23 protein-coding genes are annotated in these 24785 nt (G+C 70.9%); 12 read left to right on the top strand and 11 right to left on the bottom strand.

What is annotated here, in order from left to right; all coding sequences use genetic code 11:
• Positions 1 to 7: 7 nt before the first annotated feature.
• Positions 8 to 760, top strand: coding sequence for an SDR family NAD(P)-dependent oxidoreductase (locus tag ITJ59_RS00330; protein WP_194649122.1), 753 nt, complete (start codon positions 8 to 10; stop codon positions 758 to 760).
• 102 nt (positions 761 to 862) lie between these two features.
• Here the strand turns inward: ITJ59_RS00330 and ITJ59_RS00325 are convergent, their stop codons facing one another.
• Together ITJ59_RS00325 and ITJ59_RS00320 are read right to left on the bottom strand one after the other, a co-directional pair.
• Positions 863 to 1132 (bottom strand): hypothetical protein, encoded by a 270-nt coding sequence (locus ITJ59_RS00325; RefSeq protein WP_194649121.1) that lies wholly within the window; start codon positions 1130 to 1132, stop codon positions 863 to 865.
• 11 nt (positions 1133 to 1143) lie between these two features.
• On the bottom strand, positions 1144 to 2304 hold the full coding sequence (locus ITJ59_RS00320; protein WP_194649120.1) for an inorganic phosphate transporter: 1161 nt from the start codon (positions 2302 to 2304) through the stop codon (positions 1144 to 1146).
• 87 nt (positions 2305 to 2391) lie between these two features.
• Here ITJ59_RS00320 and ITJ59_RS00315 point away from each other — a divergent pair, with 87 nt between their 5' ends.
• The 3 genes from ITJ59_RS00315 to ITJ59_RS00305 all read left to right on the top strand — a co-directional run bounded on the left by ITJ59_RS00315 (position 2392) and on the right by ITJ59_RS00305 (position 4950).
• On the top strand, positions 2392 to 3270 hold the full coding sequence (locus ITJ59_RS00315) for an alpha/beta hydrolase (RefSeq protein ID WP_194649119.1): 879 nt from the start codon (positions 2392 to 2394) through the stop codon (positions 3268 to 3270).
• Positions 3271 to 3355: 85 nt separating this feature from the next.
• Complete coding sequence (locus tag ITJ59_RS00310; RefSeq protein WP_194649117.1) at positions 3356 to 4405, top strand: lipoate--protein ligase family protein; 1050 nt, start codon at positions 3356 to 3358, stop codon at positions 4403 to 4405.
• 215 nt (positions 4406 to 4620) lie between these two features.
• Positions 4621 to 4950 (top strand): hypothetical protein, encoded by a 330-nt coding sequence (locus tag ITJ59_RS00305; RefSeq protein ID WP_194649115.1) that lies wholly within the window; start codon positions 4621 to 4623, stop codon positions 4948 to 4950.
• A 14-nt stretch (positions 4951 to 4964) separates the two neighbouring features.
• Here the strand turns inward: ITJ59_RS00305 and ITJ59_RS00300 are convergent, their stop codons facing one another.
• Positions 4965 to 5252: a GNAT family N-acetyltransferase gene (locus ITJ59_RS00300; RefSeq protein WP_194649114.1), complete on the bottom strand. Its 288-nt coding sequence runs from the start codon at positions 5250 to 5252 to the stop codon at positions 4965 to 4967.
• A gap of 55 nt (positions 5253 to 5307) precedes the next feature.
• On the opposite strand from ITJ59_RS00300, the gene ITJ59_RS00295 reads away from it, so the two are divergent.
• From ITJ59_RS00295 to ITJ59_RS00285, 3 genes are all read left to right on the top strand, one after another.
• Complete coding sequence (locus tag ITJ59_RS00295; protein WP_194649109.1) at positions 5308 to 6162, top strand: site-specific DNA-methyltransferase; 855 nt, start codon at positions 5308 to 5310, stop codon at positions 6160 to 6162.
• 103 nt (positions 6163 to 6265) lie between these two features.
• The gene (locus ITJ59_RS00290; protein WP_194649108.1) at positions 6266 to 8074 is read left to right on the top strand and encodes an alpha/beta hydrolase; all 1809 of its coding nucleotides are present in this window, start codon (positions 6266 to 6268) and stop codon (positions 8072 to 8074) included.
• A gap of 40 nt (positions 8075 to 8114) precedes the next feature.
• Positions 8115 to 8621 carry a hypothetical protein gene (locus ITJ59_RS00285; protein WP_194649107.1) on the top strand — a complete coding sequence of 169 codons (507 nt, stop codon included), beginning with the start codon at positions 8115 to 8117 and terminating at the stop codon, positions 8619 to 8621.
• Between the two features lie 110 nt (positions 8622 to 8731).
• Here the strand turns inward: ITJ59_RS00285 and ITJ59_RS00280 are convergent, their stop codons facing one another.
• The 3 genes from ITJ59_RS00280 to ITJ59_RS00270 all read right to left on the bottom strand — a co-directional run bounded on the left by ITJ59_RS00280 (position 8732) and on the right by ITJ59_RS00270 (position 13602).
• Positions 8732 to 11113, bottom strand: a complete 2382-nt coding sequence (locus tag ITJ59_RS00280) for an MDR family MFS transporter (protein ID WP_194649106.1) — start codon at positions 11111 to 11113, stop codon at positions 8732 to 8734.
• Between the two features lie 184 nt (positions 11114 to 11297).
• Positions 11298 to 12542 carry a glycoside hydrolase 5 family protein gene (locus ITJ59_RS00275; protein ID WP_194649105.1) on the bottom strand — a complete coding sequence of 415 codons (1245 nt, stop codon included), beginning with the start codon at positions 12540 to 12542 and terminating at the stop codon, positions 11298 to 11300.
• A gap of 13 nt (positions 12543 to 12555) precedes the next feature.
• A complete protein-coding gene (locus ITJ59_RS00270) occupies positions 12556 to 13602 on the bottom strand; it encodes a LacI family DNA-binding transcriptional regulator (RefSeq protein WP_194649104.1) in 1047 nt (348 codons plus the stop codon).
• A gap of 121 nt (positions 13603 to 13723) precedes the next feature.
• On the opposite strand from ITJ59_RS00270, the gene ITJ59_RS00265 reads away from it, so the two are divergent.
• The 5 genes from ITJ59_RS00265 to ITJ59_RS00245 are packed head-to-tail and all read left to right on the top strand — an operon-like array spanning position 13724 to position 20468.
• A complete protein-coding gene (locus ITJ59_RS00265) occupies positions 13724 to 15013 on the top strand; it encodes an ABC transporter substrate-binding protein (RefSeq protein WP_194649103.1) in 1290 nt (429 codons plus the stop codon).
• Positions 15014 to 15043: 30 nt separating this feature from the next.
• The gene (locus ITJ59_RS00260; RefSeq protein WP_123937565.1) at positions 15044 to 15982 is read left to right on the top strand and encodes a carbohydrate ABC transporter permease; all 939 of its coding nucleotides are present in this window, start codon (positions 15044 to 15046) and stop codon (positions 15980 to 15982) included.
• Between the two features lie 36 nt (positions 15983 to 16018).
• The gene (locus ITJ59_RS00255) at positions 16019 to 16873 is read left to right on the top strand and encodes a carbohydrate ABC transporter permease (RefSeq protein WP_111085518.1); all 855 of its coding nucleotides are present in this window, start codon (positions 16019 to 16021) and stop codon (positions 16871 to 16873) included.
• Positions 16870 to 19188, top strand: coding sequence for a glycoside hydrolase family 3 protein (locus tag ITJ59_RS00250; protein WP_194649102.1), 2319 nt, complete (start codon positions 16870 to 16872; stop codon positions 19186 to 19188). The genes ITJ59_RS00255 and ITJ59_RS00250 overlap by 4 nt, the downstream gene beginning before the upstream one ends.
• Positions 19185 to 20468 carry a glycoside hydrolase family 125 protein gene (locus ITJ59_RS00245; RefSeq protein ID WP_194649101.1) on the top strand — a complete coding sequence of 428 codons (1284 nt, stop codon included), beginning with the start codon at positions 19185 to 19187 and terminating at the stop codon, positions 20466 to 20468. Before ITJ59_RS00250 ends, ITJ59_RS00245 begins: the two co-directional genes overlap by 4 nt.
• A 39-nt stretch (positions 20469 to 20507) precedes the next feature.
• Here the strand turns inward: ITJ59_RS00245 and pgm are convergent, their stop codons facing one another.
• From pgm to ITJ59_RS00220, 5 genes are all read right to left on the bottom strand, one after another.
• On the bottom strand, positions 20508 to 22127 hold the full coding sequence (gene pgm, locus ITJ59_RS00240) for a phosphoglucomutase (alpha-D-glucose-1,6-bisphosphate-dependent) (RefSeq protein WP_194649100.1): 1620 nt from the start codon (positions 22125 to 22127) through the stop codon (positions 20508 to 20510).
• Between the two features lie 117 nt (positions 22128 to 22244).
• A complete protein-coding gene (locus ITJ59_RS00235; protein WP_194649099.1) occupies positions 22245 to 22490 on the bottom strand; it encodes a hypothetical protein in 246 nt (81 codons plus the stop codon).
• A 59-nt stretch (positions 22491 to 22549) separates the two neighbouring features.
• A complete protein-coding gene (locus ITJ59_RS00230; protein WP_194649098.1) occupies positions 22550 to 23212 on the bottom strand; it encodes a methyltransferase domain-containing protein in 663 nt (220 codons plus the stop codon).
• The gene (locus tag ITJ59_RS00225) at positions 23209 to 23841 is read right to left on the bottom strand and encodes a TIGR04282 family arsenosugar biosynthesis glycosyltransferase (RefSeq protein WP_194649097.1); all 633 of its coding nucleotides are present in this window, start codon (positions 23839 to 23841) and stop codon (positions 23209 to 23211) included. Before ITJ59_RS00225 ends, ITJ59_RS00230 begins: the two co-directional genes overlap by 4 nt.
• Positions 23838 to 24623 (bottom strand): glycosyltransferase family 2 protein, encoded by a 786-nt coding sequence (locus tag ITJ59_RS00220; RefSeq protein WP_323749345.1) that lies wholly within the window; start codon positions 24621 to 24623, stop codon positions 23838 to 23840. The genes ITJ59_RS00225 and ITJ59_RS00220 overlap by 4 nt, the downstream gene beginning before the upstream one ends.
• Between the last annotated feature and the right edge of the window lie 162 nt (positions 24624 to 24785).

The raw sequence follows: 24785 nt of genomic DNA, 5'->3' as shown, positions 1-24785 counted from the left end.
AGGAATCATGTCCGAGTTCGAGGGCAAGGTCGCCATCGTCACCGGTGGTGGCAGCGGCATCGGCGAGTCCGTCGCGAAGGAGCTCGCCGCGGCGGGCGCCACGGTCGTCGTCACCGACATCAACAAGGACGCGGCCGACCGCGTCGCGACGTCGATCGTGGACGCGGGCGGAAGCGCCAGCGCGTTCGAGGCCAACTCCGCCGTCGCCGCCGACAACGAGCGCATGGTCCAGTACGCCGTCGACACCCACGGCGCGCTGCACCTCGCCGTGAACAACGCCGGCATCGGCGCTGCCCCGCAGAAGATCGGCGAGTACGACATCGCCGCCTGGGACCGCGTCCGTGCGGTCGACCTCGACGGCGTCTTCTACGGCCTGCGCTACGAGATCCCCGCGATGGTCGCCGCCGGCGGTGGCTCGATCGTGAACATGGCCTCGGTGCTCGGCACGGTCGGCATCGCGCAGAACGCCGCCTACGTCGCGTCGAAGCACGCCCTCGCCGGCCTGACCAAGGTCGCCGCGCTCGAGTACTCGGCGCAGGGCGTCCGCACCAACGCCGTGGGCCCCGGGTTCATCGACACCCCGCTGCTCCGCAACGCCATGACGCCCGAGGCGATCTCCGTGCTGGAAGAGGAGCACGCGACGAAGCGCCTCGGTACCGACACGGAGGTCTCCGCGCTCGTGCTGTTCCTGCTGAGCGACAAGGCCTCGTTCATCACGGGCAGCTACCACCTGGTCGACGGCGGGTACAGCGCCCACTGACGTCGGTCGCGTACCTGGTCGAAACGGGCGTACCTGGTCGGAAGTTCTGACCCGGTACGCCCGTTTCCGCTTCCCAGCGCGGGGGCGATGGGAAGGAACGTGCTAGTGGAACTGGGGGATCGTGAGCCAGATGCCGGCCAGGACCGCTGCCACGCAGACCGCGAAGCACAGGACGGCACCCGCCAGTGCTGCCGGCGGCGTGTGGCCCGACCGCGGGGTCTCCTCGGAGTACTGGGTGCGCTCGCCGCCGGTGTCGAGCGGCTGCCCCGTGCCGAGCAGCCGCAGGCCGAGCGTGTAGACGAGCACGATGCCGACCGCGGCGACGAAGCCGACGCCCGCGACCGTGCCGATGCTGGCGAAGTCGATCTCCATGGTCGTTCCCCTCAGTTCGTCGCGCCGGCCGACTGCGGCTCGGCCTGCTCGGTGGGTTCGGTCGATCCGGTCGTGATGTCCTCGTGCGAGATCGGCTTGCGCTTGGCGAGGAAGTAGAACGTCATGCCCCCGGCCAGGGCGAGCACCGCCACCAGCACGAGGCCGATCACCGAGGTCGAGGCGAGCCAGGTCGCCAACCCGCCGACCACCGCGGCTGCGGGCAGCGTGATCACCCACGCGACGACGATGCGGCCGACGACCGACCAGTGCACGTCGGCGAGCTTCTTGCCGAGCCCCGACCCGATGACCGAGCCGCTCGTGACGTGCGTCGTCGACAGGGCGAAGCCGAGGTGCGAGGAGATGAGGATCGTCGCGGCGGAACTCGTCTCGGCCGCGAAGCCCTGCGGCGACTGCACGTCGGAGATCTTCTTGCCGACGGTCTGCATGATCCGCCAGCCGCCCATGTAGGTGCCGAGTCCGATCGCGAGCCCGCAGGCCAGGATCACCCAGAGCGCCGGACCCGTGCCACCGTCCTGGTAGTTCGCGGCGATGAGCGTCAGCGTGATGACACCCATCGTCTTCTGCGCGTCGTTCGTGCCGTGCGCGAGCGACACCAGCGACGCCGAGACCGTCTGCCCGTGCCGGAAGCCCGTCGCGGCACCGTGCGTCGTCGCGTTCTTGGTGAGCGTGTACGCCAGGTACGTCGCCACCAGCGCGATCACACCGGCGATCACGGGGGAGACCAGGGCCGGCAGCACGACCTTCGACACCACCGTCGCCCAGTCGACCGAGTTCAGGCCGGCACCGATGATCGACGCGCCGATCAGCCCGCCGAACAGCGCGTGCGTCGACGACGAGGGCAGCCCAAGGTACCAGGTGGCGAGGTTCCAGAGGCCCGCACCGACCAGCCCGGCGAAGATCATCGTGGGGGAGATGTGGACGCCGTCCTGGCCCTCGCGGATGATGCCCTGCGAGACGGTCTTGGCGACCTCGGTGGAGAGGAACGCGCCGACCACGTTGAGGACGGCGGAGATGAGCACGGCGGTCCGGGGCTTGAGCGCCCCGGTGGCGACCGACGTGGCCATGGCGTTGGCGGTGTCGTGGAACCCGTTCGTGAAGTCGAACACGAGGGCCACCACGATCACGAGCACGACGATGACGAGGACGTCCATGCCGGGGACGGTAGGCCCGCTCGGAGCCCGCTGCGTGAACGCCGGATGAACAGGTGCCGGGCCACCCGGTTCTGCGAAGATGCTCACGTGCCCACCTTCTCCGCAGCGCGAGGCGACGCCTCGTTCACCGACGCCCACGGCGTCGAGATCGTCTACTCGACCTGGCGAGCGGCGCGCCCCAAGGGCATCGTGCAGATCGCGCACGGCGTCGGCGAGCACGGGCTGCGGTACGAACCGTTGGCGCAGGACCTCGTCCGTGCCGGGTACACCGTGCACGCGAACGACCACCGCGGGCACGGTCGGACCGGCCTCGGCCAGTGGGACGGCGACCACGCCAAGCTCGGACGGCTCGGCCCCGGTGGCCTGCGCGCCGCGATCGCCGCCGTCGAGCAGATGGGGGAGGTCGCCCGTGCGGACACCCCCGGCGTGCCACTGGTGCTGCTCGGGCACTCGTGGGGCTCCCTCATGGCACAGCGGATCGTGAACACCGCATCGGAGTCGTACGACGGCGTGGTGCTCTCCGCCACCGCATACCGGCTGCCCGGATGGATGAACAGCGGCGACCTCAACGCACGGCACGCGGGCTCCGGACCGACGAAGTACGAGTGGCTCACCCGCGACCGGAAGATCATCGACGCGATGTCGGTGGACCCGCTCGCCGTCGAGGCTGACGTCATCGGGCTGTTCGGTCTGGCCGATACGCTCCGGCTGCTCGGGGTCCCGCGGCGAGGGATCCCGCACGACCTGCCGATGCTGCTGCAGGTCGGGTCGGACGACTCCCTCGGCGGGCCGCGGTCGGTCGAGCGGTTGGCGCAGGCGTACCGACGGCGCGGTCGGCTGTCCGACGTCACGGTGCAGGTGTACGAGGGCGCCCGGCACGAGGTCTACAACGAGACCAACCGCGACGAGGTCGTCGGAGATCTGGTCGCGTGGCTCGACCGGGTGACGGCGCGCGTCGCGTCCTGAGACGGTACCGACTGGCGGACGGGAGGCCCGTGGCGGCGCCGACCCGCGCCTCCAGTCCGACAGGTGGCGGGCGTAGGCTCGACGCGTGCACGGTGAGTACAAGGTCCCAGGTGGAAAACTGGTCGTCGTCGACCTCGAGGTCGACGAGGGCTCGATCCGGGAGTTCCGTCTGGCGGGTGACTTCTTCCTCGAACCCGACGATGCGCTGCCGCTCATCGACGCCGCGGTGAACGGCCTCCCCGCCACCACCGACGCCGCCGGCATCGCCGCTGCCGTCCGTGCGGCGCTCCCCGCCGACGCCGTGCTGCTCGGCTTCACGCCCGAGTCCGTCGGTGTCGCCGTCCGCCGTGCGCTGTCCCGTGCATCGTCGTGGCAGGACTACGACTGGCAGATCATCCACGAGGGCCCGATCAGCCCGAACGAGCACCTCGCGCTCGACCAGGTGTTGACCGAAGAGGTCGGCGCCGGCCGCCGCGGTCCGACCCTGCGGATCTGGGAGTGGGACCAGCCCGCCGTGGTCATCGGGTCGTTCCAGTCGCTGAAGAACGAGGTCGACCCGGCCGGGGCCGAGAAGTTCGGCGTGCAGGTGGTGCGGCGGATCTCCGGCGGCGGCGCGATGTTCATGGATGCCGGCGCGATCATCTCGTACTCGCTCTACGTCCCCGCCGACCTGGTGCAGGGCATGACGTTCGCGGACTCCTACGCCTACCTGGACGAGTGGGTGATCGAGGCGCTGAAGTCGCTCGGCATCGACGCGTACTACCAGCCGCTCAACGACATCACCTCGGCCAAGGGCAAGATCGGCGGGGCTGCGCAGAAGCGCCTCGGCACCGGATCACTGCTCCACCACGCCACCATGAGCTACGACATGGACGGCGAGAAGATGGTCCAGGTCCTGCGGATCGGGCGCGAGAAGATGAGCGACAAGGGGACGACCTCGGCCGCGAAGCGCGTGGACCCGCTGCGCTCGCAGACCGGGCTGTCCCGCGCCGAGATCATCGACCGGCTCATCGGCACGTTCACGAAGCTGTACGGGGCGACTCCCGGCGCGGTGACCGATGCCGAGCGCGAGAAGGCGCAGGAACTGGTGCGGACGAAGTTCGCGACGAAGGAGTGGCTCGAGCGGGTCCCGTGAGCGGGCGTTGCCCGTGAGCAGGCGTTGCCCGTGAGCAGGCGCTGCCCGTGAGCGGGCTGCGTCGAGCGGGATGGTGGGCGGCCGGAGCAGAGGGGGGACGCTCCGGCCGCCGCTCCTCAAGTGTGACGACCGACCCGATGAACCAGACGTGCGGATCATGAGAATCCCCCGCGCGGCTGATGTCGTGGCCGGATCGCCCACGTAGCGTCGCTCGCGTGAACTGGTTGATCTTCCTGGGGGCGGTGGCCACGCTGGCCGTCGTGGTGTGGATCGCCGATCGCGTGGGGTGGATCGACCTGTCGAACAAGTCCACGCGCAGCGGCGGATCCGGAGGTGTCGGCGGGATGCTGGACGAGGTGTTCGCGCCGACCCGCTACGAGACGCAAGCCGAGTACGAACGGCAGTCGCGCCTCCCGAGAGAGGCACCGTCACCGGCGGACCACGACCACGACCTGCTCAGCGGCAACGTGCTCATCAAGGTGCCGACGGTGCGGAGCGCCGGTCGGCACGAGGCGCGCATCGGGACGCACGACCGGTCGTACTGACCGGTGCTTGCGCGTCAGCGCGTCGTGAGCTCTTGGTAGTCCGGGTGCCGTTCGATCCAGGCGTGCACGTAGCTGCACTGCGCGACGACCCGTCGTGACGAGTACGCGCGCACGTCGTCGAGTGCGTGCTGCACGAGGATCGACGCGTGCCCGCCACCGCGGTGCGACGGGTCGACCTCGGTGTGGACGAAGCGGATCTCGTCGCCGTCGACCTCGTACGCCGCGAAGCCGATGACCTCGCCGTCCTCGACCAGGGAGTACTGCTGCTTGTCGGTGTCGTTGCGGACCTCGGGTGCTGCCATGCGCCGAGGCTACGCCGCGCGCCCGAGCCGCCGCTGGCTGCGCCAGAATGGTCCCGTGCACACGGGAGACGACCGAGGCCCGGACCGCGTGGTCCTCGGCGACGCCCTCGACGTGACCCCGTCGCTCGCCGACGGGACGTTCACCCTCGTGTACCTCGACCCGCCGTTCAACACGGGGCGGTACCAGCGGCGGCACGCCTCGTCCGCGGTGCCGAGCGCCGACGGGCCGGTGATGGGGTTTCACGGGCGGACCTACGAGCGGGTCCGCGGTGACCTGATGCGGTTCGACGACCGGTTCGAGGACTACTGGACGTTCCTCGAACCGCGGCTGATCGAGGCCTGGCGGCTCTTGGCGATCGACGGCACCCTGTACCTGCACCTCGACTACCGCGAGTCGCACTACGCCAAGGTGCTGCTCGACGCGCTGTTCGGCCGCGAGTCGTTCATCAACGAGATCGTCTGGGCCTACGACTACGGCGCCAAGTCCAAGTCGCGGTGGCCGACCAAGCACGACACGATCCTGGTCTACGTGAAGGACCCGTCGCAGTACTGGTTCGACTCCGCCACGGTCGACCGCGAGCCGTACATGGCGCCGGGCCTCGTCACTGCGGAGAAGCGGGAACGCGGCAAGCTCCCCACCGACGTCTGGTGGCACACGATCGTGTCGCCGACCGGCAAGGAGAAGACGGGCTACCCGACGCAGAAGCCCGAGGGCGTCCTGCGGCGGATCGTGCAGGCGTCGTCGCGCGAGGGGGACTGGGTGCTCGACTTCTTCGCGGGCAGCGGGACCACGGGCGCGGTCGCGTCGGCGCTCGGGCGGCGGTACGTGCTGGTGGATGACAACCCGGCGGCGATCGACGTGATGCGGAAGCGCTTGCCGGGAGCGTCGTTCGAGGTCGCGGCGGTCTGAGGCCGACGGCGGGTTCCGGGACCGGAACGTCCGCCCGTCGTCGTCGATGGCTATTGTGGGGAGTCTCGGCCGTCGATGGACGGACGCGAGCATCACGGGGGCGATGTTGGGGACCATACCGTTCGACGAAGGCGCGGCGAACAGCCTGATCAAGGCGGCGACGGCAGCGGACATCACGTTGCTGTTCGCGGCTTCCGCCCGTCGATCAGCCGCTGAGGACGCCGCAGCCGACTTCTCCGGTGCCTACGCGGACCGCTTCGCCGAAGCCGCGGTGGCCGAAGCCGGTGACCGTGTCCGCCTCGCCGGGGCGCTCGGTCGACTCGCCGACGCGGTGCAGGTCGTCATCGGCGAGGCCCAGCGAGAGCGCGAACGGCTGGCGAACGTCGACGCCTGGCAGGGGCGCGAGACCGCGCGACAGCAGGCCGACGACGAACCTCTGGGGATCTTCGAGGTCAAACCGACGCCGATGTTCGACCCGAAGCCCTCGGACGTCCCCATCCGACCCACACCGATCTCAGCGTCGTTCTCCGCGTCGGACCGCCCGCGAACTGCCGGCGGGTCGAGCACGGGCCGCAGTTCGGCGGACCCGGAGCGGCTCCGGACCTTCGTGGCGTCGGCGCGCGCCTCGGATCGCGGGTTCTCGGAGCGTGCGGAGAAGCTGCGGACGGCGTGGTCCGGCTTCACGACCGACTGTTCCTGGGCGGAGGTGTCCAGTTCGACGCTCCTCACGGGGTTCGACCGGTACCTGCAGGAGAACGCTTCCGATGCCGATTGGATCAAACGGATCGCGTCCGCGTTCGAACGCGCCGGCGGGAGCAACGGTCTCTCGAACACCGTCCTCGACTTCGCCGCGGCCGCGACGATCCCCCCGTCGTTCCGGACCCTGCTCACACCAGGGGCCACGCCGGCCGAGGTCGCGGCGACCTGGGCGGGTCTCGGCCTGACGAAGGGGCACGAGGCGGACCTCCAGGCGTTGCCGCTCGAGGTGCTCGCCATGCTCGGGAACCTGGAGGGGATCCCGTACTGGGCGCGGGACACCGCGAACCACGAGGTCCTCGACGACCGACTCGCACGGAAGAACCTCGATCCCGACGAGCGCGAGGCGCTGAAGAGCATCCGGGCCAGCTTGGGAGAGAACCGGTTCCTCATATCCCTGACTGGAGACGTCCCGCCCCTGGCCGCCGTCTCGATCGGCGACCTGGACACCGCGACCAACGTCACCTGGGCCGTTCCCGGAATGGCATCCAGTACCAAGACGATGACGGGGTGGGTCCAGGCCGCACAGAACGTCGCGGACGAGCAGTTCAAGGTGGACGGCCCGGGAAACCGTGCGGTGATCGCCTGGATGGGCTACGACGCACCGCCAGCACCGCCCGACCTCGGCGTCTTCAACGAGGACGCGGCCGAGAGCGGCGGGGCGAACCTCGCGGCATCGATCCGTGGGCTCGACGCCGCTCGTGCGGGCGACATGCCCCGGACCAACGTCCTGGCGCACTCCTACGGCACCACGACGGCGTCGATCGGGCTCACGGCACCCGGCGTCCACGTCGACTCGTTCACGTCGATCGCCTCCGCCGGCATCCCGCAGACCATCCCGACGGCGGAGGACATCCACGCCGACCACGTCTACGCGGGACAGGCGCAGGACACGATGGTCGGCATCCCCGGGCTGGGCGACCAGTACGCGTACATCGGCAGGGGCTTCAGCGTGCCCTACCGACTCGACCCGACGAGTTCCAGCTTCGGCGCGGAGACCTTCGGCGCGGACGGCACCGACGGCTTCGAGCCGGTGAAGGACCACGGCGTGCACACGGAGAGCGGCAACGGCTACCTCGACCCGGGAACCGAGTCGCTGCGGAACGTGGCGAAGACGACGACAGGGCACGGCGACCGCGTGACACCGGCAGAGTGACATGCTGGACACCCGACGACCGGACGGAGAACCGCCACCGATGACCGCCCTGAAGCAGTGGATCGCAGTCACCGTGACCACGATCGCGATCGTCGGCGCCACTGCCGGCTGTTCTGGAGGACAGATGCAGAACCAACCGACCCAGGAGCCGGCGGATGCGAAGCGCAGCATCCAGCAGCTCGTCGACGACACGACCGAAGCGCTCGGCGGGACGTGGCAGGTCGAGGAAGGGCCGCGGCTCGGCACGTGCGAGGACGAGCGCGGCGTCGGCGAGGGCGTGAACTACACGTACATCAAGTCCCGTGCCGACCGCGGCGACGTCGAGCAGGGGATCCGAACGGTCGAAAAGCTGTGGGGCGAGCGCGGGCTCGACACGAAGCGGTTCTCCGATGCCGACGGGTCCTACAGCGGTGTCGACGGCAAGGGGGACGGCGTGGCGAACATCGGTTTCCAGTCCTCGGACCTCGGCGGGGGCGACACGGTCAGCGGTACCTCGGCGTGCGCTGCCGGTGACTACGTCGAGATGCGCGAGCGAGAGCGCTCCTAGCGTCCGCTCCGTTCACGACGTTCCACGAGACGTTCGACGCGTGGAACGTCGTGAACGGGCGCGCATCACGAGCGCTGGCAGGCGTTCGGACAGACCGGCCCGCCCGCGCACTACTCCGTCGAGTGCCGCCCGTGGGGGTGCTCCGCGTCAGCGGCCGGGTCCACTGCCGCGTGCGCAGCCCGGGTCCGGATGGCACCGGTCGTGGTCGGGGGCTCGTCCACGGGCGCAGCCGCCGAGTGGGCACCGTGCGTCGTGGCGTCGGGCAGCGGGGCACGGGTGTCATCCGTGGCGACGTCGTTGGGCAGCACCGACACGTCGGACGACCCGGCAGCGCGAGCCGACCGGGGCTGGGCGGGCACGTCGGGCGAGGTCGGGACGGAGTCCGTCGACGCGAGCGCCGCCGAACCCGAGCCGCCGCCAGCTCCGGAGCCGGCACCGGCCCCGGCAGCCGCAGCGTCAGCGGTCCGCGCGGCATCGGCCTGCTCCTGCAGCGCCGACGTCTTGCGCAGCGGCGGCACCCGGAAGAACCACGTCAGCACGAACGCGAGCAGGATCACCGCGAGACCGACCCAGTACACGCGGACGGCCGAGTCGCTGAAGCCGACCAGGAACGGACGGGTGAGTCGCTTGTCCGCGCCGTTCAGGAACGAGGTGTCGCTCGTCGCCGCGGAGCCGGACGAGTTCGCGCTCGAGTCGCCGCTCTTGAGCTGCTTGATGAGCGTCGGGGCGACCTGGTCGACGACGTTCTCGCGTTGGGTCTTGTCCGAGTAGTCGACCTGCAGCGTGCCGTCGACGACGGTCGCGTTCGCCTTGGCCGCAGCCGTCTCGAGGGCCTGCTGCTCGGCGGCCGGCTTGGCGTCGTCGACCTGCTGGGCGATGACGGTGTCGGCGGCTGCGGCGGGGAGCTTGCCCGCCGCGACCTGCTGCTGCACGGCCGCGGTGACCTGCTTCGTGACGGCGGCGTCGGCGGCTTCCTTCGCCTGCACGGCACCCTGGTTCAGGCCGTCCTGCACGTTCTTCTGCACCGGGTCGACGATCTTGTTCCAGATCTGGTCCATCACGCCCTTGTTGTCGGAGGCGTTGGCGACGGACGGCGTCAGGGCGGCGTTCAGCGCGCTCTTCAGGTCGGGCTCGTTCTGCATCGCGGCGGTGATGTTCGTCGGCATCAGGGTGAACAGCACGGACAGCAGCACGGCGGTGCCCATGGTGCCGCCGATCTGGCGGAAGAACGTCGCAGCGCTGGTGGCGACACCGATGTCCCGCGGGGACACCGAGTTCTGCGCGGCGAGGGTCAGCGTCTGCATGAGCTGGCCGAGTCCGAGGCCGATGCCGAACATGCCGAGCATCAGGAACCAGAGCGGACGGCCGGCGGTCAGGAAGGTCAGGACCGTGAAGCCGATGGCCGTGAAGGCGGTGCCCGTGATCGGGAAGACCTGGTAGTTGCCGGTCCGCGAGATGATCTGGCCCGAGGCGATCGACGAGATCATCAGACCGAGCACCATCGGGAGCATCGCGAACCCGGACTCGGTCGGGGTGACGCCCTTCACGATCTGCAGGTACAGCGGGATCGTCAGCATCGCGCCGAACATGCCGAAGCCGACGAGCACGGACAGGATGGCGGACATCGAGAACACCCGCGAGCCGAACAGCTTCATCGGCAGGATCGCGTCACTGCCCATCGCCCGTTCGACGAGGATGAACGCGATCAGGCCGGCCGCGCCGATGCCGTAGCAGGCGAAGGCGCCGGCGGAGTTCCAGCCCCACTCGCGGCCCTGTTCGGCGATGAGCAGCAGCGGCACGAGGGTGACGATGACGAGCGTCGCGCCCCACCAGTCGATCCGGGGCTTGCCGCGGTCGCCGAACTTCGGCAGGTGCAGGAACGTGAGCACCATGAACAGCGCGATGACGCCGATCGGCACGTTGATCAGGAACACCCAGCGCCAGCCGGAGATGAACAGCAGTTCGCTCGCGCCGGCGAAGACGCCACCGACGAGCGGACCGATGACGGACGAGATGCCGAAGACCGCCAGGAAGTAGCCCTGGTACTTCGCCCGCTCGCGGGGAGCGAGCATGTCGCCCATGATCGCCAGCGGCAGGGACATCAGGCCACCGGCACCGAGGCCCTGCAGCGCACGGAACCCGGCGAGCATGAGCATCGAGGTCGAGAACGACGCCAGGAAGGACCCGACGATGAAGATGCCGATCGCCGTGATGAACAGCGGCCGCCGCCCGAAGATGTCGGAGAGCTTGCCGTAGATCGGGGTCGTCACGGTCGAGGCGATCAGGTACCCGGTGGTGACCCAGGCCTGCTGGTCGAGCCCGTGCAGGTCGTCACCGATGGTGCGGATCGCGGTACCGACGATCGTCTGGTCGAGAGCTCCGAGGAACATGCCGGCCATCAGGCCGTAGATCACCAACAGGATCTGTCGGTGGTTCATCACGGTGTTGGACGCCGTGGTGGGTGCCGCGGGTGCGGTCGCCGTCTGGGTCATGAGCAGGGTCTCCCGGTACCGATGCGCTGCGTCGCGAATTTTGCGCTGCGTGCAAAGTTACATCTGCCGCAAGTGGTCGGTCGCGCAGGAGCGGCTTCCTGTGTGGATCGGCAGTCACGGTACGCTCGGATCGCGGCCACGGTTGCGGTCGCGATCCACTGCCTGGAGGCCCGGCTCGGCCCCGTCAGACGGCTGCGGTCTCCAGGACCCGGACCACACCGCGCGCGGCCAGCGCCGCGGGATCGGCGGCGGTCCGGCTCGTCACGACGGTGACCGCCTCGCCGGCCGCCCGCAGGCGGTGCCAGTGCTCGAAGACGGCGCCGCCCGGTGCCAGGTCGGTTCGGTGGAGGGGCAGGTCGGCATCGTCCACGTCGACCACGACGGCGCTCGTGCGGGGCGTCGGCGTCGGCGCTGCTCGGCGCGCATCGGCGACGACCTCGGCGTACCGGCGTCCGAGCGGCTTCACCCGGTTGTCGACGTCGAGCAGACCGAGCGAGTACTCCAGGTCCTTGAAGTCGCCCAGATCGCGCGAGACGTCGTGGGAGCACCACCACGTGACCGCATGCAGGCGTTCGGTGGTGAGTGCCGCGGCGACCGTGCGCTCGAGGAACTCCGGCATCTCGGACTCGGCGAGGTGGCGGTCGGGCGCCCCGACCTCCTGCAGCCAGACGGGGCGCTCCAGGTCGGTGGCGAAGGCGCGGGCGAGTTCGATCATCCACTCGGCGTGCCGCACGGACTCGTCGGAGAGCGCGCCGTACCGACCGGCGACGCCGTTGAAGATCCAGGAGTGCACGGTCGTGACGTCGCCGAGTCGGCTGGCGTGCGCGGGCACGAACGGGTGGCCGTCGCGGTACCAGAGGTGGTCGTTCTCCGAGTGCGTGACGACGTGCCGCGGGTCCTTGTCGCGCGGTGCCCCGAGCAGGGACTCGAGCCAGTGCGTCACCTGCGCGGTGTCGGCTGGCATCGCGGCGGGGTTCGGCGGCTGGAACTGGTTGAGCTCGTTGCCCAGGGTCAGCCCGGTGAAGTTCGGCCGGTCGCGTACGGCGTCGTACACGGCGGCGACCAGTGCGGCCTGCGCGTCGATCGCCGGCTGGTCGGTGAACATGTTGCCGTCGTGCCAGTTCACGAGCCACGCGGGGATGAAGTCGAACCCGGACATGTGCCCCTGGACGACGTCGACGCTGGCGTCCAGGCCGAACTCGGCGGCGACGTCCACCACCAGGGCCACGTCGTCGAGGGCCTGCCGGCGGATGAGCGTGCGGTTCGGCTGCAGGGTCGGCCACAGCGGGAACAGCCGGACGTGGTCGAGGCCGAGGGTGGCGATCGCCTCGAGGTCGCGGCGGATCGCTGATTCCTGCACCGACTGCCACTGGAACATCCAGTCGGACGAGGGTACGTAGTTCACGCCGAAGCGCGTGGCGGTGGTCATCGGTCTCCTTCGGTCAGGGAGCGGTGGCGGCGGCAGGCGCGGGACCGGTCGAGCCGCGGACGTGCAGCGCGCGCCCCCCGACCTCGGCATCGGCGACCTCGTCACCGCGGACGAGTCGTTCGACCAGGGCGACGGCGGTCCGGGCCGACTCCTCGACCGGTGCGTCGAGCGCGGTCAGCGACGGGCGGACGATCGAGGACACCCACGAGTCCTCCCACGCGACGACGGACAGGTCCTCGGGCACGCGGACGCCGAGCTCGGGGGCGTGCGCGATCACCTCGGCCGCGATCGCCTCGCCGTCGAGGACGATCGCGGTGGCGCCGTCGAGTCGCGCGAGCAGGTCGGCCACCGGGTCCTCGGCGTCCGCGTGCCAGCCGAGCACGAGTGCGTCGACGCCCCGGCGTGCGGCTGCGGCGGTGAAGCGGGTGTCGCGGGCGCCGGTGTGGGCGAGCGCAGGGCCGTCCCCGACTCGGGCGATCCGGCGGTGCCCGAGCGAACCGAGGTGGTCGAGCAGGGACTCGGTCGCGTCGGCGTCGCCCACGGTGACCGCGGGGACGGTGCTGCCCGGGATCGGTGCGCCGAGCATCACGGCGGGTGCGGACAATGCCTGCAGCATCGGGATGCGGGGGTCGTCGGTCCGGACGTCGACGAGCAGGAAGCCGTCGACCCGTTGCTCGGTCCACCACTGGCGGTAGACGGCGGCTTCGTCGTCGGCCTGCACGAGGGTGACGGACAGCGACCACCCGATCGCTGCGAGGGGCTCGGTCAGGCCGGCGATCAGCCGCATCGTGAACGGGTCGCGCTGGAACGTGTCACGCGAGCGGGCGAGGACCAGGCCCAGGCTGTGGCCGGCGTTGCCGGAGAGCTTGCGGCTCGCCAGGTTCGGCCGCCAGTTCAGGTCGTCGGCGGCCTTGCGGATCCGTGCGGCGGTGGCGACGGAGACGTTCGGCCGGCCGTTGAAGACGTGCGAGACCGCCGACGTCGAGACCCCGGCGCGCTTGGCGACCTGCGCGATGGTCACGCGGCGTCGGTCGACGGCTCCGGCGGTGGTGTCCTCCATGCCGTCGAGCGTAGAGGCTTGACCACCTCGTGTAAAGCGGTATACGTTGCTCGTCACCTGAAGTACACCGCTGTACCAAATGCATCGCGATCGCTCCACCATCCACTGCCAGGGAGGCACCGTGACGGACGGCATCAGCAGGCGCACACTCCTCGGAGCCGGGCTCGGCGCCGGGATCCTCGCGCCGATCCTGGCCGGGTGCAGCGCGCTCACCCCGGCCTCGAGCGGCCCGGGCACGTTGAGCGTGCACACCCAGCTCAGCGGCGCGGTCGCCGGTGCACAGACGTTCACGGACGTCGTCGCCGCCTACCGACGCCGCACGGACCGCAAGGTCGCCCTGCTGTCGAACGGGTCCGACCTGCCGATCGTCTTCGAGACGAGTTCCCTCGCCGGCAAGGAAGCCGACGTCGCGATCGTGAACATGGTCGGGCGCACACTGTCCTGGACGGGCGAGGACGCCACGATCGACGTCTCCCGGTACCTCGACGAGTGGGACCTGCGCGACAAGATCATCCCGGAGGCACTCGACGAGTGGACCGACGACCAGGGCCGACTCCGGGCGTTCCCGTTCACCCGGACGAACTGGCCGGTGTCCTTCAACACGGCGCTGCTCGAACAGGCCGGGGTGAGCGAGATCCCGACGACCTCGGACCAGCTCATCGCCGCCGCCGACCGCCTGCGCGCCGCCGACATCGGGCCCGTCACGGTCGGTGGGTCGGACTGGAGCGGCCAGAAGCTCCTCATGCAGGTCATCCAGGGCTTCGTGTCCCAGGACGAAGCGGCGAAGGTCTTCGCCACGGGCAAGATCTCGGAGAGCCCCGGTGCGGTCCGCGGCGTCGAGCACTTCGTCGAGCTCCGTGACGCCGGGGTCTTCGTCGACTCGGTGCAGGGGTTCACCTCGGACTCCGAGCTGACCCAGTTCACCACCCGCAAGGCCGCGATCGTCCCCGCGATGTCGTCCGCGCTCGCGCTGGTGTCGAAGGAACGCGCGAAAGAGGTGACGGTCGGCGGCTGGCCGGTGCCGTCGAAGGACGCCGCGATCGCGCACCCGAGCGTCATCAAGAGCTACAACGGCCACGGCATCTGGATCAGCGAGAACGGCCGGGCGAAGCTCGACCTCATCAAGCCGTTCGTGCAGTACCTGTACTCGTCGGCGGTGACGAGCGAGTTCATCCTCGACTCCGGCCGCGACATGAGCCGGATCACGGACACCGTCAGCCGCGACTTCCCCCTCGTCGCCCAGGCGTCGAAGCTCACCGACGACCAGGTCACCCCGGTGATGCTGCCCGACCTGCTCGTGCCCGACTCGGCGTACGAGCCGATGATCCGCGCGACCAGCCTCGCGTACGGCTCCGGCACCTCGGCCGACCGCATCATCGACCTCTTCGAGCGCGCCTACACGGCCGCGTGACCCACCCGACCCTGCGAGAAGGAGCTCCCAATGGCAGTGCTCGTCGAGGAACCACCCGTCCGGTCGGCGTCGACCCCACCCGGACCCGTCCGCCGCGGATCGCGCGCGGTCGGCAGCACCCGCGGCAGCTTCCCGACCTTCGCGATCCCGGCGCTGGTCTGGTACGGCCTGTTCATGATCGGTCCGGTCGTCGCGATGATCGTGATCGCGTTCCTGAGCTGGCCGGGCATGCTCGTCTCGCCGACGTTCGCGGGGCTCGACAACTTCCGGGTGCTGTTCTCGGACGAGACGTTCTGGGCCGCGGTCCGGAACAGCACGGTCCAGATCGTCGTCGGCCTGCCGATCATGATCGTCCTGGCCTTCCTGCTCGCCTTCCACGTCGTGCAGAAGCCCCGCGGGCACAAGGTGCTCCGCTACCTGCTCTTCATCCCGGCCCTCATCTCGGCGCCCGCCACGGCGATGATGTTCTACGCCATGCTCAACCCCGACGGGCTGGTCAACGGGGTGCTCGCGACGCTCGGCATCGGCGGTAAGGCCTGGCTTGCCGACCCCGCGACCGCCCTCGGCGCGCTCATCGTCGTCGACCTGTGGGCGGGCATCGGGTACTCGGCCGTGCTCATCGCCAGTCGGCTCGACGGCGTCGACACCGAGGTCGTGCAGGCCGCCCGCATGGACGGCGCCGGCTCGTGGCGGCTGGCCTGGGGCGTGTACTGGCCGATCGCCCGCGACTTCATCGGGGTGGTGGCGATGCTGCAGTTCCTGTCGATGCTCTTCAGCTCGGCGCAGAACGTGCTCCTGCTCACCCAGGGCGGCCCGGGCACCGCGACCACGACGCTGTCGTACCTCGTGTACCAGAAGGCCTTCGTGGACACCGACCTCGGCTACAGCCAGGCGGTCGGCGTCGTCCTGTTCGTCCTCGGGCTGGCGGGCATGTTCGTCATCCGCCGCGTCCTCCGCAAGACCCACTGACCGACAGTCCCGACCGACAGAACCGAGGAGAGCACCATGGCGAAGCCCACCGCCGGCATCCGGCTGCGCGACCGGATCGGCTCCATCACGAGCGGTACCGTGGCGTGGATCTACGCCGCCCTGCTGATCCTGCCCTTCTACTACTTCGTGGTGTCGTCGTTCAAGGACAACGACGGCATCTTCGAGTCCCCGCTGGCGCTGCCGGCGTCGTGGGACCTCTCGAACTTCACCGAAGCCATCCGTCAGGCGTCGCTCGGCACCGCGATCGCGAACTCGGCGATCACGACGGTGGCGGCACTGGTGCTGACGCTCGTGCTCGCCCTGCCGGCGTCGTTCGCCCTCGCCCGGGCCACCGGACGCGCGGGCCGCATCGTCGAGGGACTGTTCTCGCTCGGGTTCCTCATCCCGTCGTTCGCGGCGCTGTTCCCGACCTTCCTGCTCGCGGCGGGCATGGGACTGTTCCACACCCGGACGTTCCTGGTGCTCCTGCTGCCCGCGACCGCGATGCCCTTGGCCGTCGTGATCCTGACGCAGTTCATGCGGACGATCCCGCGTGAGCTGGAAGAGGCCGCGTCGATGGACGGCGCCTCGGCGTGGCAGGTGATGCGCCAGGTGTACCTGCCGATCTGCATCCCCGGCATCGCCACCGTGCTGCTGCTGAACTTCCTGTCGTTCTGGAACGAGTACCTGTACGCCCTGGTGCTCATCGGACCGGACACGGCGCAGCGGACGATCCAGGTGGCGCTCCCGACGCTGAAGGTCGACGCCGGTACCGACTACGGCATGCTCATGGCCGGCACGCTGTTCACGCTGCTGCCGGTGTACCTCGTCTACTCGATCCTGCAGCGCCAGATGCAGCGTGCCCTGGTCTCCGGAGCGATCAAGGGATGACCGAGTACCCGAACGACAAGCCGATCGGGGCCAGCCTCGACGTCCGCGCGCGCATCGGTCAGCTCAACCAGCGCCTCAAGGGCTGGGAAGCCGTTCGCTGGGTCGACGGCCGCCCGCGGATCACCGACGTCCTGCGCGCCGAGGTCGACCGCTGGGGCGGCATCGGCGCGGTCTACGGTGTGCTCCGCGCCGACCCCTGGTCCGGCGTGCACTGGGGCAACGGCATCCCACCCGAATGCTCTGCCGAGGCCTACGCCGCCGTGCAGGACCACGTCGTCGCCCACAGTGACGGCGGCGTCCCGACGCTCTTCGTGGAAGAGGTCCCGCACGGGCTGCAGGCCCTCGGCGGCACGACGGTACCGGTGAACCTCGCCCTTGGCGCCGCGATGGACGAGCAACTCGTCGAGGACCTCGCCGCCGCGGTCGCCGCCGAGGTCCGCGCCCGCGGCACCCACGTCGCCCTCGTCTCCGGGCTCGACGTGCTGCGCGACCCCCGGTGGGGCCGGAGCGAGGAGTGCTGGTCCGAGGACGCCGCCCTCGCCGCGATCATGGTCGCCGCCACCGTGCGCGGCATGCAGGGCGGTGGCTCAGGCGCGATCGACGACCGGCACGTCGCCGTCGTCGCGAAGCACCTGGCCGGACAGGGCGCCGGCATCGGCGGCCGCAACGGCTCCGGCGCACCCATCGGCCGCCGCGAGCTCGCCGAGGTGCACCTGCCCCCGGCGCTCGCCGCGGCACGCGAGCACGTCGCCGGCTTCATGGCGGCGTACAACGACGTCGACGGAGTGCCGTGCTGCGGCAACCGCGACCTGCTCACCACCACGATCCGCGACGCCTGGGGTTGGGACGGGCTCGTGATGGCCGACGGCACCGCGATCGACCGGCTGCGCGACGTCACGCCCGACCCCGCCTCGGCCGCTGCGCTCGCGCTCCGTGCCGGGGTCGATCTCAGCCTGTGGGACGAGGCGTACACGCACCTCGACGAGGCACTCGACCGCGGGCTGGTCAGCACCGACGATCTCGACCAAGCGGTGGACCGGGTGCTCGCCCTGAAGCGCCGCGTCGGCCTGCTCGCGACACCGACACCAGCACCACCAACGCCGCCAGCACCAGCAGCGACACCAGCACCGACCACGACGCGCGCCGAGCCACCGGAGCGCGCGACCATCGCGCTCGCCGAGCGCGCCGCCCGCCGCGCCGTGGTCGCCCTGGGCGGCGCGCTGCCCGTGATCGCACCCGAGGCCGTCGTCGCCGTGGTCGGTCCGAACGCCGACGACGTCGACGCCCTGCTCGGCGACTACTCACCCCCGAGGCCGCTCGTCGACCCCGGTGCGTCCACCGTCCGCTCCGCCCTGGAGGCCCGGCTCGGCCCCGCCAGGGTCCGCACCGCCCGGGGAAGTGGTCTCCGACAGCCCCTGCCGGACCCCGACGGGCTCCTCGCGGTCCGCACGGCGCTCCTCGGTGCCGACGTCGCGGTCGTCGTCCTCGGCGGCTCGAGTCGTCGCGCGTACGACGACGGGTTCGAGGACAACGGGGCCGTCAGCGGTCCGGCACCGGACACCACGAACGGCGAGGGGGTCGACCTGGCCTCCATCGCCGTCCCCGACGCGCAGCTCGCCGTGCTCCGAGCCGCCCGCGAGAGCGGTCTGCCGGTCGTCGCGGTCGTCGTCGACGGTCGGCCGCGGGTGCTGACCGAGGTGCTCGCCCTGGCCGACACCGTGCTCGTCGTCCCGTTCCCGGGGCCCTCCGGCGGCCAGGCCGTCGCGGACGTCCTGTTCGGCGCACCGGCCGAGGGGCGACTCCCCGCGACGTGGCCCGGCGCCGACGGCGTCCTGCCCGTGGCGCACGACGAGCGGCTCGAGACCGCGCGCGGGTACGTCGACGTGACCGCCCGCTCGACCGCGACCGGTGCACCAGGGCCGGGTGATGGGGTGGACGTGCGCCTGGCGGAGGGGAGCGACGCGGTGACTGCTGTGCGCCTCCTGGCCGGGGGCACGGTGACCGTCCCGGTCACCGTGCGCAACTCGTCCGACGCACCCCGTCGGGTCTCGGTGCCGCTCTGGGGGCGGCGGCGCGAGCCCGGCGTCCGCCCGCGGCGACGGCGGCTGCTCGCCCTGGTGACGGTCGACGTGCCCGCCGGTGGGGTCGTCGACACCGCGTACGCGCTCGGACTCGATGCCCTCGGCACGTGGGACGCTGGTCTCCGGCTCGGTGCACGGCCGCTCGAACTGGACTGCTGGACGGACGACGTGCTCGATCCACCCGGGTCGACGCGGACCGTCCGCGTCACCGACGGACAGGAGTCAGTGCGATGAGTGTCGTGACGCAGACGCAGCTCGAGGGGATCACGCCGACGCTGGTGGCGGCCGCCGACCGGGTCCGCGCCACGGTCGGCACCGAGGTCGGCGACCGGGTGGAGCGCGCGCTCGTCCGGACGCTGCGGGACACGATCTCGCTCGACGACGACGGCGCCTTCGTCATCACGGGGGACATCCCGGCGATGTGGCTCCGCGACTCGACGACGCAGATGACGCCGTACCTGCGGTTCACGGCGGACGACCCGGCGCTCGCGGAGCTGCTCTGGGCGGTCCTGCGGCGGCAGCTCCGGCTCATCGAGCACGACCCCTACGCGAACTCGTTCAACCGCGAACCGAACGGCGCGCACTACGACCCCGACGACCTGAACGCCGATCCGCTGGTGTGGGAGCAGAAGTACGAGGTCGACAGCCTGGCCTACCCGGTGACCTTCGCGCACGCGCTGTGGCGAGCGACCGGGTCGACCGCGGTGCTCGACGAGCGGGCGCACCGGGTGTTCCGGACGATCGTGACGCAGTGGCGGGCCGAGCTGGACCACGACGCCTCGGCCTACCGGTTCGTGCGCGACGGGGCGATCCCGACCGAGACCCTCGCGCGTGACGGACGCGGGACGCCGGTCGCGGTGACCGGCATGACGTGGTGCGGGTTCCGACCCTCGGACGACGCGTGCACGTACGGCTACAACGTGCCGGCGAACCTGTTCGCGGCCGAGGCGCTGCTCGCCGTCACCGCGATCTCCCGCGAGGTCTGGTCGGACGCCGGCTTGGCGGACGACGCCGATCTGCTCCGGTCGACGATCCTGGGCGGCGTCCGGCAGCACGGCATCGTGACCGGCCCGGCGGGGGACGACGTCTACGCCTACGAGGTCGACGGCTTGGGCGGCGTGCTGCTCATGGACGACGCGAACACCCCGTCGCTGCTGTCCCTGCCCCTGTCGGCGCCGTCGGTGCTCGACGACACGGTCTGGGCGGCGACGCGGGACCTCGTGCTGTCGCCGGCGAACCCGTACTGGTTCAGCGGGAGTGCGGCGGCCGGCGTCGGGAGCCCACACACCCTGCCGCAGCGCGTGTGGCCGATCGCCCTGGCGGTGGAGGGGCTGGTGTCCGGATCGCCGTCGCGTCGACGGGAGTTGCTCGACGTGCTCGTGGCGACCGACGCGGGCACGGGTGACATGCACGAGTCGTTCGACGTGGAGGACCCGACGCGGTTCTCGCGCCCGTGGTTCTCGTGGGCCGACGCGATGTTCTGCGAACTGGCGCTGGCGGCGGCCGAGGACTGAACCCCGACCGCCGCCAGCGCTGGTGCTGCGGGTGACCGACTACGCGCCGAGGGCGGCGTCCACGATCTCCTTGGCCTCGCGCTGCACCTGCTCCAGGTGCTCCTGCCCGACGAAGCTCTCGGCGTAGATCTTGTAGACGTCCTCGGTGCCGGACGGCCGCGCGGCGAACCACGCCTTGTCGGTGACGACCTTGACGCCGCCGACGGCCGCATCGTTGCCCGGAGCCTTCGACAGCTTCGCGGTGATCGGGTCGCCGGCCAGGGTCTCGGCGGTGATGGCGTCGCCGTCGAGCTTCGACAGGCGGGCCTTCTGCTCCTTCGAGGCCGCGGCGTCGACGCGCTGGTAGACCGGGTCACCGAAGCGCTCGGTCAGCTCGACGTAGAGCTGCGAGGGGGTCTTGCCGGTGACCGCGACGATCTCGGACGCCAGGAGCGCCAGGATGATGCCGTCCTTGTCGGTCGTCCACGCGGTGCCGTCGGTGCGCAGGAACGAGGCGCCGGCGGACTCTTCGCCGCCGAACGCCACCGAACCGTCGATCAGGCCGGGCACGAACCACTTGAAGCCGACCGGAACCTCCCACAGGCGACGGCCGAGCGACTCCGCGACGCGGTCGATGATGCTCGACGACACCAGCGTCTTGCCGATGGCGGCGTCGTCGCGCCAGGCCGGACGGTGCGCGTAGAGGTACTCGATCGCGACGGCGAGGTAGTGGTTCGGGTTCATCAGGCCGCCGTCGGGCGTGACGATGCCGTGCCGGTCGGAGTCGGCGTCGTTGCCGGTCAGGACGTCGAACTCGTCCTTGTGGGCAAGCACCGAGGCCATCGCCGAGGGGCTCGACGGGTCCATCCGGATCTTGCCGTCCCAGTCCAGTGTCATGAACGACCAGGTCGGGTCGACGTCCGGGTTCACGACGGTGAGGTCGAGGCCGTAGTGGTCGCGGATCGCGTTCCAGTAGGGGAGCGAGGCACCACCGAGCGGATCGGCGCCGATCTTGACGCCGGCACGCTTGATCGCGGCGATGTCGATGATGTTCTCGAGGTCGGCGACGTAGGTGTGCAGGAAGTCGTAGCGGTCCGGGGTGGCGTGCTCGGTGCGCTGCACCTCGGCGTTGCCGCCCTCGATGATCGCGTTCGCACGGTTCGCGATCCAGCTCGTGGCGTCGCTGTCGGCCGGTCCGCCGTGTGGTGGGTTGTACTTGAACCCGCCGTCGCGGGGCGGGTTGTGGCTCGGCGTGATGACGATGCCGTCGGCAGTGTCGGGGTTGCCGGCACGGTTGTAGCGGATGATCGCGTGGCTGAGCGCGGGCGTCGGCACGTAGCCGTTGTCGCGGTCGGCGAGGACGTGGACGCCGTTCGCGGCCAGGACCTCGAGCGCGGTCCGCTCGGCCGGGCCGGACAGGGCGTGGGTGTCACGTCCGATGAACAGCGGGCCGTCGGTGCCCTGCGACTGTCGGTACTCGACGATCGCCTGCGTGATGGCGGCGATGTGGGTGTCGTTGAAGGCGGAGTCGAGCGAGGAGCCGCGGTGCCCGGAGGTACCGAACACCACCTTCTGCTCGGCGACGGAGACATCGGGCACACGGTCGTAGTAGGCGGTGACGAGCGCGTCGATGTCGACGAGGTCGTCTGCGGTCGCGGGGGTGCCGGCGCGGTCGTTCATGGGTCCATCCTGGCATCGAGCACCCGCGAGCGTCCGGCCGGCGCACAGCCCGTCCGCGGAGCGCGGACCGTGCCGTGTCGACCGGCCGCCGCTTCGGGTCGACTCGAGCTGCGCGACTCAGGCGGTGCGGATCGACCCCGTCGCCGTCCGGAACGAGCCGGTGGCCGTGCGGACGGAGGCGGTCCAGGTGCCGGGACGCGACCGCTGCACGTCGGTGAAGCGCCCGAGGCGTCCGGTGGCCGGGACGCCGGTGTACGTGCCGACCGAGTCGGTGGTGCGGGTGCCCGTGAAGGAACCGCGCTCGTCACGGTCGCGGAGACCGGACACGAAGGTGCCGCCGAGCGGGGAGGTGCTGTTCGTCATGGGCTCGACCGTACGTGACTGTCTTGCATGATGCAAAACAACTGCACGAACGTGCGCGTTCAGGCCATGAGCTCGCAGAAGCTCCGGCCGGCGACCGTCCAGCTCTGCCGCGCCACGAGCCCGGCGTCCGCCGCGTGCCGGTGCAGTGCGTCGAGGCCGACCTCGGCCCACGGGAACTCGGCGCTCTCGTGGCCGTCGGCGTCCATGACACGGGCGGTGTAGACCCGGTCGGCCAGCGGGTCGGGGTTCGTCTCGACGATGACGCGGCCGCCGGCGCGGACGATCTCGCCGCAGCGCTCGAGCAGGGCGGCGGGGTCGCCGCCGATGCCGATGTTGCCGTCGATCACCAGAGCGGTGTCCCAGTGGCCCTCGTCGGGGACCGCGTCGAACACTGACCCCTGGATCGCGGTGCCACCGGACCGTTGTGCGATCGCCACGGCCTCGGCGGAGACGTCCACGCCCAGTGCGGGGATGCCACGGTTGCGCGCCGCGACGAGCATCCGCCCCGGGCCGCACCCGATGTCGATCACGGGGCCGTCGGCGTCGTCGAGCAGCGAACGGTCGACTCGGTCGGCCGCGGCGCTCCACCGGCCGACGTCCATCGTGGTGACGACGTCGGGTCGGTCCGGGTCGGTCAGGCGCAGTCGGCCGTCCGAGCGCAGTGCCCGGGCGTACGGCTCGCCGCCGCCGGCGCCGAAGGAGACGGGTGCGTGCATGGTCATCGGAGACTCCCCGCGGTCTCGGCACGGAGTGCCTGGGTGAAGCCGGAGTCCGGCGCGAGTTCGGCGACGCGTTCGGCGTCGGGCATGGTGTCGACGTCGAGCAGTTCGCCGAGGATCCCGACGTCGAGACCGGCGTCGGTCAGGCGTGCGAGTTGGACGGCGCCGGTGTCGTCCTGTGACATCGGAACGCCTCGGAGCAGGTCGCCGGTCGGGGCATGCAGGTACAGCGACCAGAAGCCGCCGTCCTCGGCGGGGCCGAACCACGCGTCGCGGTGGGGCTCGTCGAAGACCGGGGCGAGCACGTCGGTGGACACCTGCGGGGTGTCCATGCCGACGAGCAGCAGGGGGCCGTCGATCGCGTCGAACAGGAACCCGAGGCGCTCGTCGAGGCCGCCGCCGGGCTGGTGCAGCACGTCGAACCCGTCGGCCGAGGCCGGCACGACGTCGCCGTCGAAGAACAGCACGCGGCGCTCGGCGGGCAGGGTGCGCACGGTCGAGAGGGTGTCGGCGAGGCTCGCGGACGCGACACGTGCAGCGCCCTCGGGGGAGAGCGCCGGGGTCAGTCGGGTCTTCACCTTGCCGGGCAGGCACTCCTTCGCGACCACGGCCACGGTGATGCCGGCGGTCATGCGCGGCTCCCCTCGACCGAGGCGGTGACGGGTGCGGAGTCAGGCCGTGTCGCGGAACCGGTCGCGGCGGTCGAGCCGGCCACGTGGCGGACGGACGCCGGTGCGACGACCCGGACACGGGCCTCCCGGCGGTACGCGCGCAGCAGGCGGGTCATGTCGCGGACCGCGTTGACCGTGCCGCGGAGCGTGCCGGTCACCTTGCTGTCGCCGATGCGCTGCGCGTAGCCGATGTCGGACTCGTCGACGCGCCAGCCGGCTGCGTGCGCGGCCAGGACCATCTCGAGCGGGTACCCGCTGCGGCGGTCCTGCAGGTCGAGGGCGACGAGGTCCTCGCGGCGCATCACGCGCATCGGACCGAGGTCGCGCAGGCGGTAGCCGGTCGCGCGGTGCATGAGGACGGCGAGGACACGGTTCGCGAACCGTGCGTGCGGTGCCCACGCGCCCTTGCCGGTGGGGACACGGCGGCCGAGCGCCAGGTCGACGCGGCCGCTGGCCACGCGGTCGACCAGGGGTGGCAGTTCGGCGGGGTCCATCGAGGCGTCCGCGTCGCAGAAGGCGACGAAGTCGGCGGTCGCGGCGGCGACGCCCGCAGCGCAGGCGGAGCCGAAGCCCTTGACCGGTTCGGTGACCACGAGGGCGCCGTGTGCGCGGGCGACGTCGGCGGAACCGTCGGTCGAGCCGTTGTCGACCACGATCGCCCGGTAGCCCTCCGGCAGGCGTCCGATGACCTTCGGCAGGGCATCGGCCTCGTCGAGGCACGGGAGGATGACGTCGACACTCATGTCCGTCATTCGGTGCGGTCGGTCGGAACGACGGGTCTGTCCTGGCATGCACTCGAGGTAACACGACGACGCTGGTCGGGGTACAGGAAATCCGGAACTGTTGGTCGGTGTGCGCACTTTCTCAGGGGCGGGTCCCCAGAACGGGGGACAAGCTGCGCTCGT

The organism is Curtobacterium sp. VKM Ac-1393 (assembly GCF_015350995.1).
In the GTDB taxonomy this organism is placed as follows: Bacteria; Actinomycetota; Actinomycetes; order Actinomycetales; family Microbacteriaceae; genus Curtobacterium.
Note: the sequence above shows the minus strand (reverse complement) of the source record. Positions and strands in the feature narration are given on the sequence as shown.

What these genes read in the sequence shown, in the direction of transcription:
- ITJ59_RS00255 (WP_111085518.1), top strand. Translation starts at nt 16,019, where the DNA reads ATGGCGAAGCCCACCGCCGGCATCCGGCTGCGCGACCGGATCGGCTCC.
- ITJ59_RS00325 (WP_194649121.1), bottom strand. Translation starts at nt 1,132, where the DNA reads ATGGAGATCGACTTCGCCAGCATCGGCACGGTCGCGGGCGTCGGCTTC.
- ITJ59_RS00220 (WP_323749345.1), bottom strand. Translation starts at nt 24,623, where the DNA reads ATGAGTGTCGACGTCATCCTCCCGTGCCTCGACGAGGCCGATGCCCTG.
- pgm (WP_194649100.1), bottom strand. Translation starts at nt 22,127, where the DNA reads ATGAACGACCGCGCCGGCACCCCCGCGACCGCAGACGACCTCGTCGAC.
- ITJ59_RS00330 (WP_194649122.1), top strand. Translation starts at nt 8, where the DNA reads ATGTCCGAGTTCGAGGGCAAGGTCGCCATCGTCACCGGTGGTGGCAGC.
- ITJ59_RS00225 (WP_194649097.1), bottom strand. Translation starts at nt 23,841, where the DNA reads ATGACCGCCGGCATCACCGTGGCCGTGGTCGCGAAGGAGTGCCTGCCC.
- ITJ59_RS00235 (WP_194649099.1), bottom strand. Translation starts at nt 22,490, where the DNA reads ATGACGAACAGCACCTCCCCGCTCGGCGGCACCTTCGTGTCCGGTCTC.
- ITJ59_RS00280 (WP_194649106.1), bottom strand. Translation starts at nt 11,113, where the DNA reads ATGACCCAGACGGCGACCGCACCCGCGGCACCCACCACGGCGTCCAAC.
- ITJ59_RS00275 (WP_194649105.1), bottom strand. Translation starts at nt 12,542, where the DNA reads ATGACCACCGCCACGCGCTTCGGCGTGAACTACGTACCCTCGTCCGAC.
- ITJ59_RS00260 (WP_123937565.1), top strand. Translation starts at nt 15,044, where the DNA reads ATGGCAGTGCTCGTCGAGGAACCACCCGTCCGGTCGGCGTCGACCCCA.
- ITJ59_RS00245 (WP_194649101.1), top strand. Translation starts at nt 19,185, where the DNA reads ATGAGTGTCGTGACGCAGACGCAGCTCGAGGGGATCACGCCGACGCTG.
- ITJ59_RS00290 (WP_194649108.1), top strand. Translation starts at nt 6,266, where the DNA reads ATGTTGGGGACCATACCGTTCGACGAAGGCGCGGCGAACAGCCTGATC.
- ITJ59_RS00230 (WP_194649098.1), bottom strand. Translation starts at nt 23,212, where the DNA reads ATGACCATGCACGCACCCGTCTCCTTCGGCGCCGGCGGCGGCGAGCCG.
- ITJ59_RS00270 (WP_194649104.1), bottom strand. Translation starts at nt 13,602, where the DNA reads ATGGAGGACACCACCGCCGGAGCCGTCGACCGACGCCGCGTGACCATC.
- ITJ59_RS00285 (WP_194649107.1), top strand. Translation starts at nt 8,115, where the DNA reads ATGACCGCCCTGAAGCAGTGGATCGCAGTCACCGTGACCACGATCGCG.
- ITJ59_RS00300 (WP_194649114.1), bottom strand. Translation starts at nt 5,252, where the DNA reads ATGGCAGCACCCGAGGTCCGCAACGACACCGACAAGCAGCAGTACTCC.
- ITJ59_RS00320 (WP_194649120.1), bottom strand. Translation starts at nt 2,304, where the DNA reads ATGGACGTCCTCGTCATCGTCGTGCTCGTGATCGTGGTGGCCCTCGTG.
- ITJ59_RS00250 (WP_194649102.1), top strand. Translation starts at nt 16,870, where the DNA reads ATGACCGAGTACCCGAACGACAAGCCGATCGGGGCCAGCCTCGACGTC.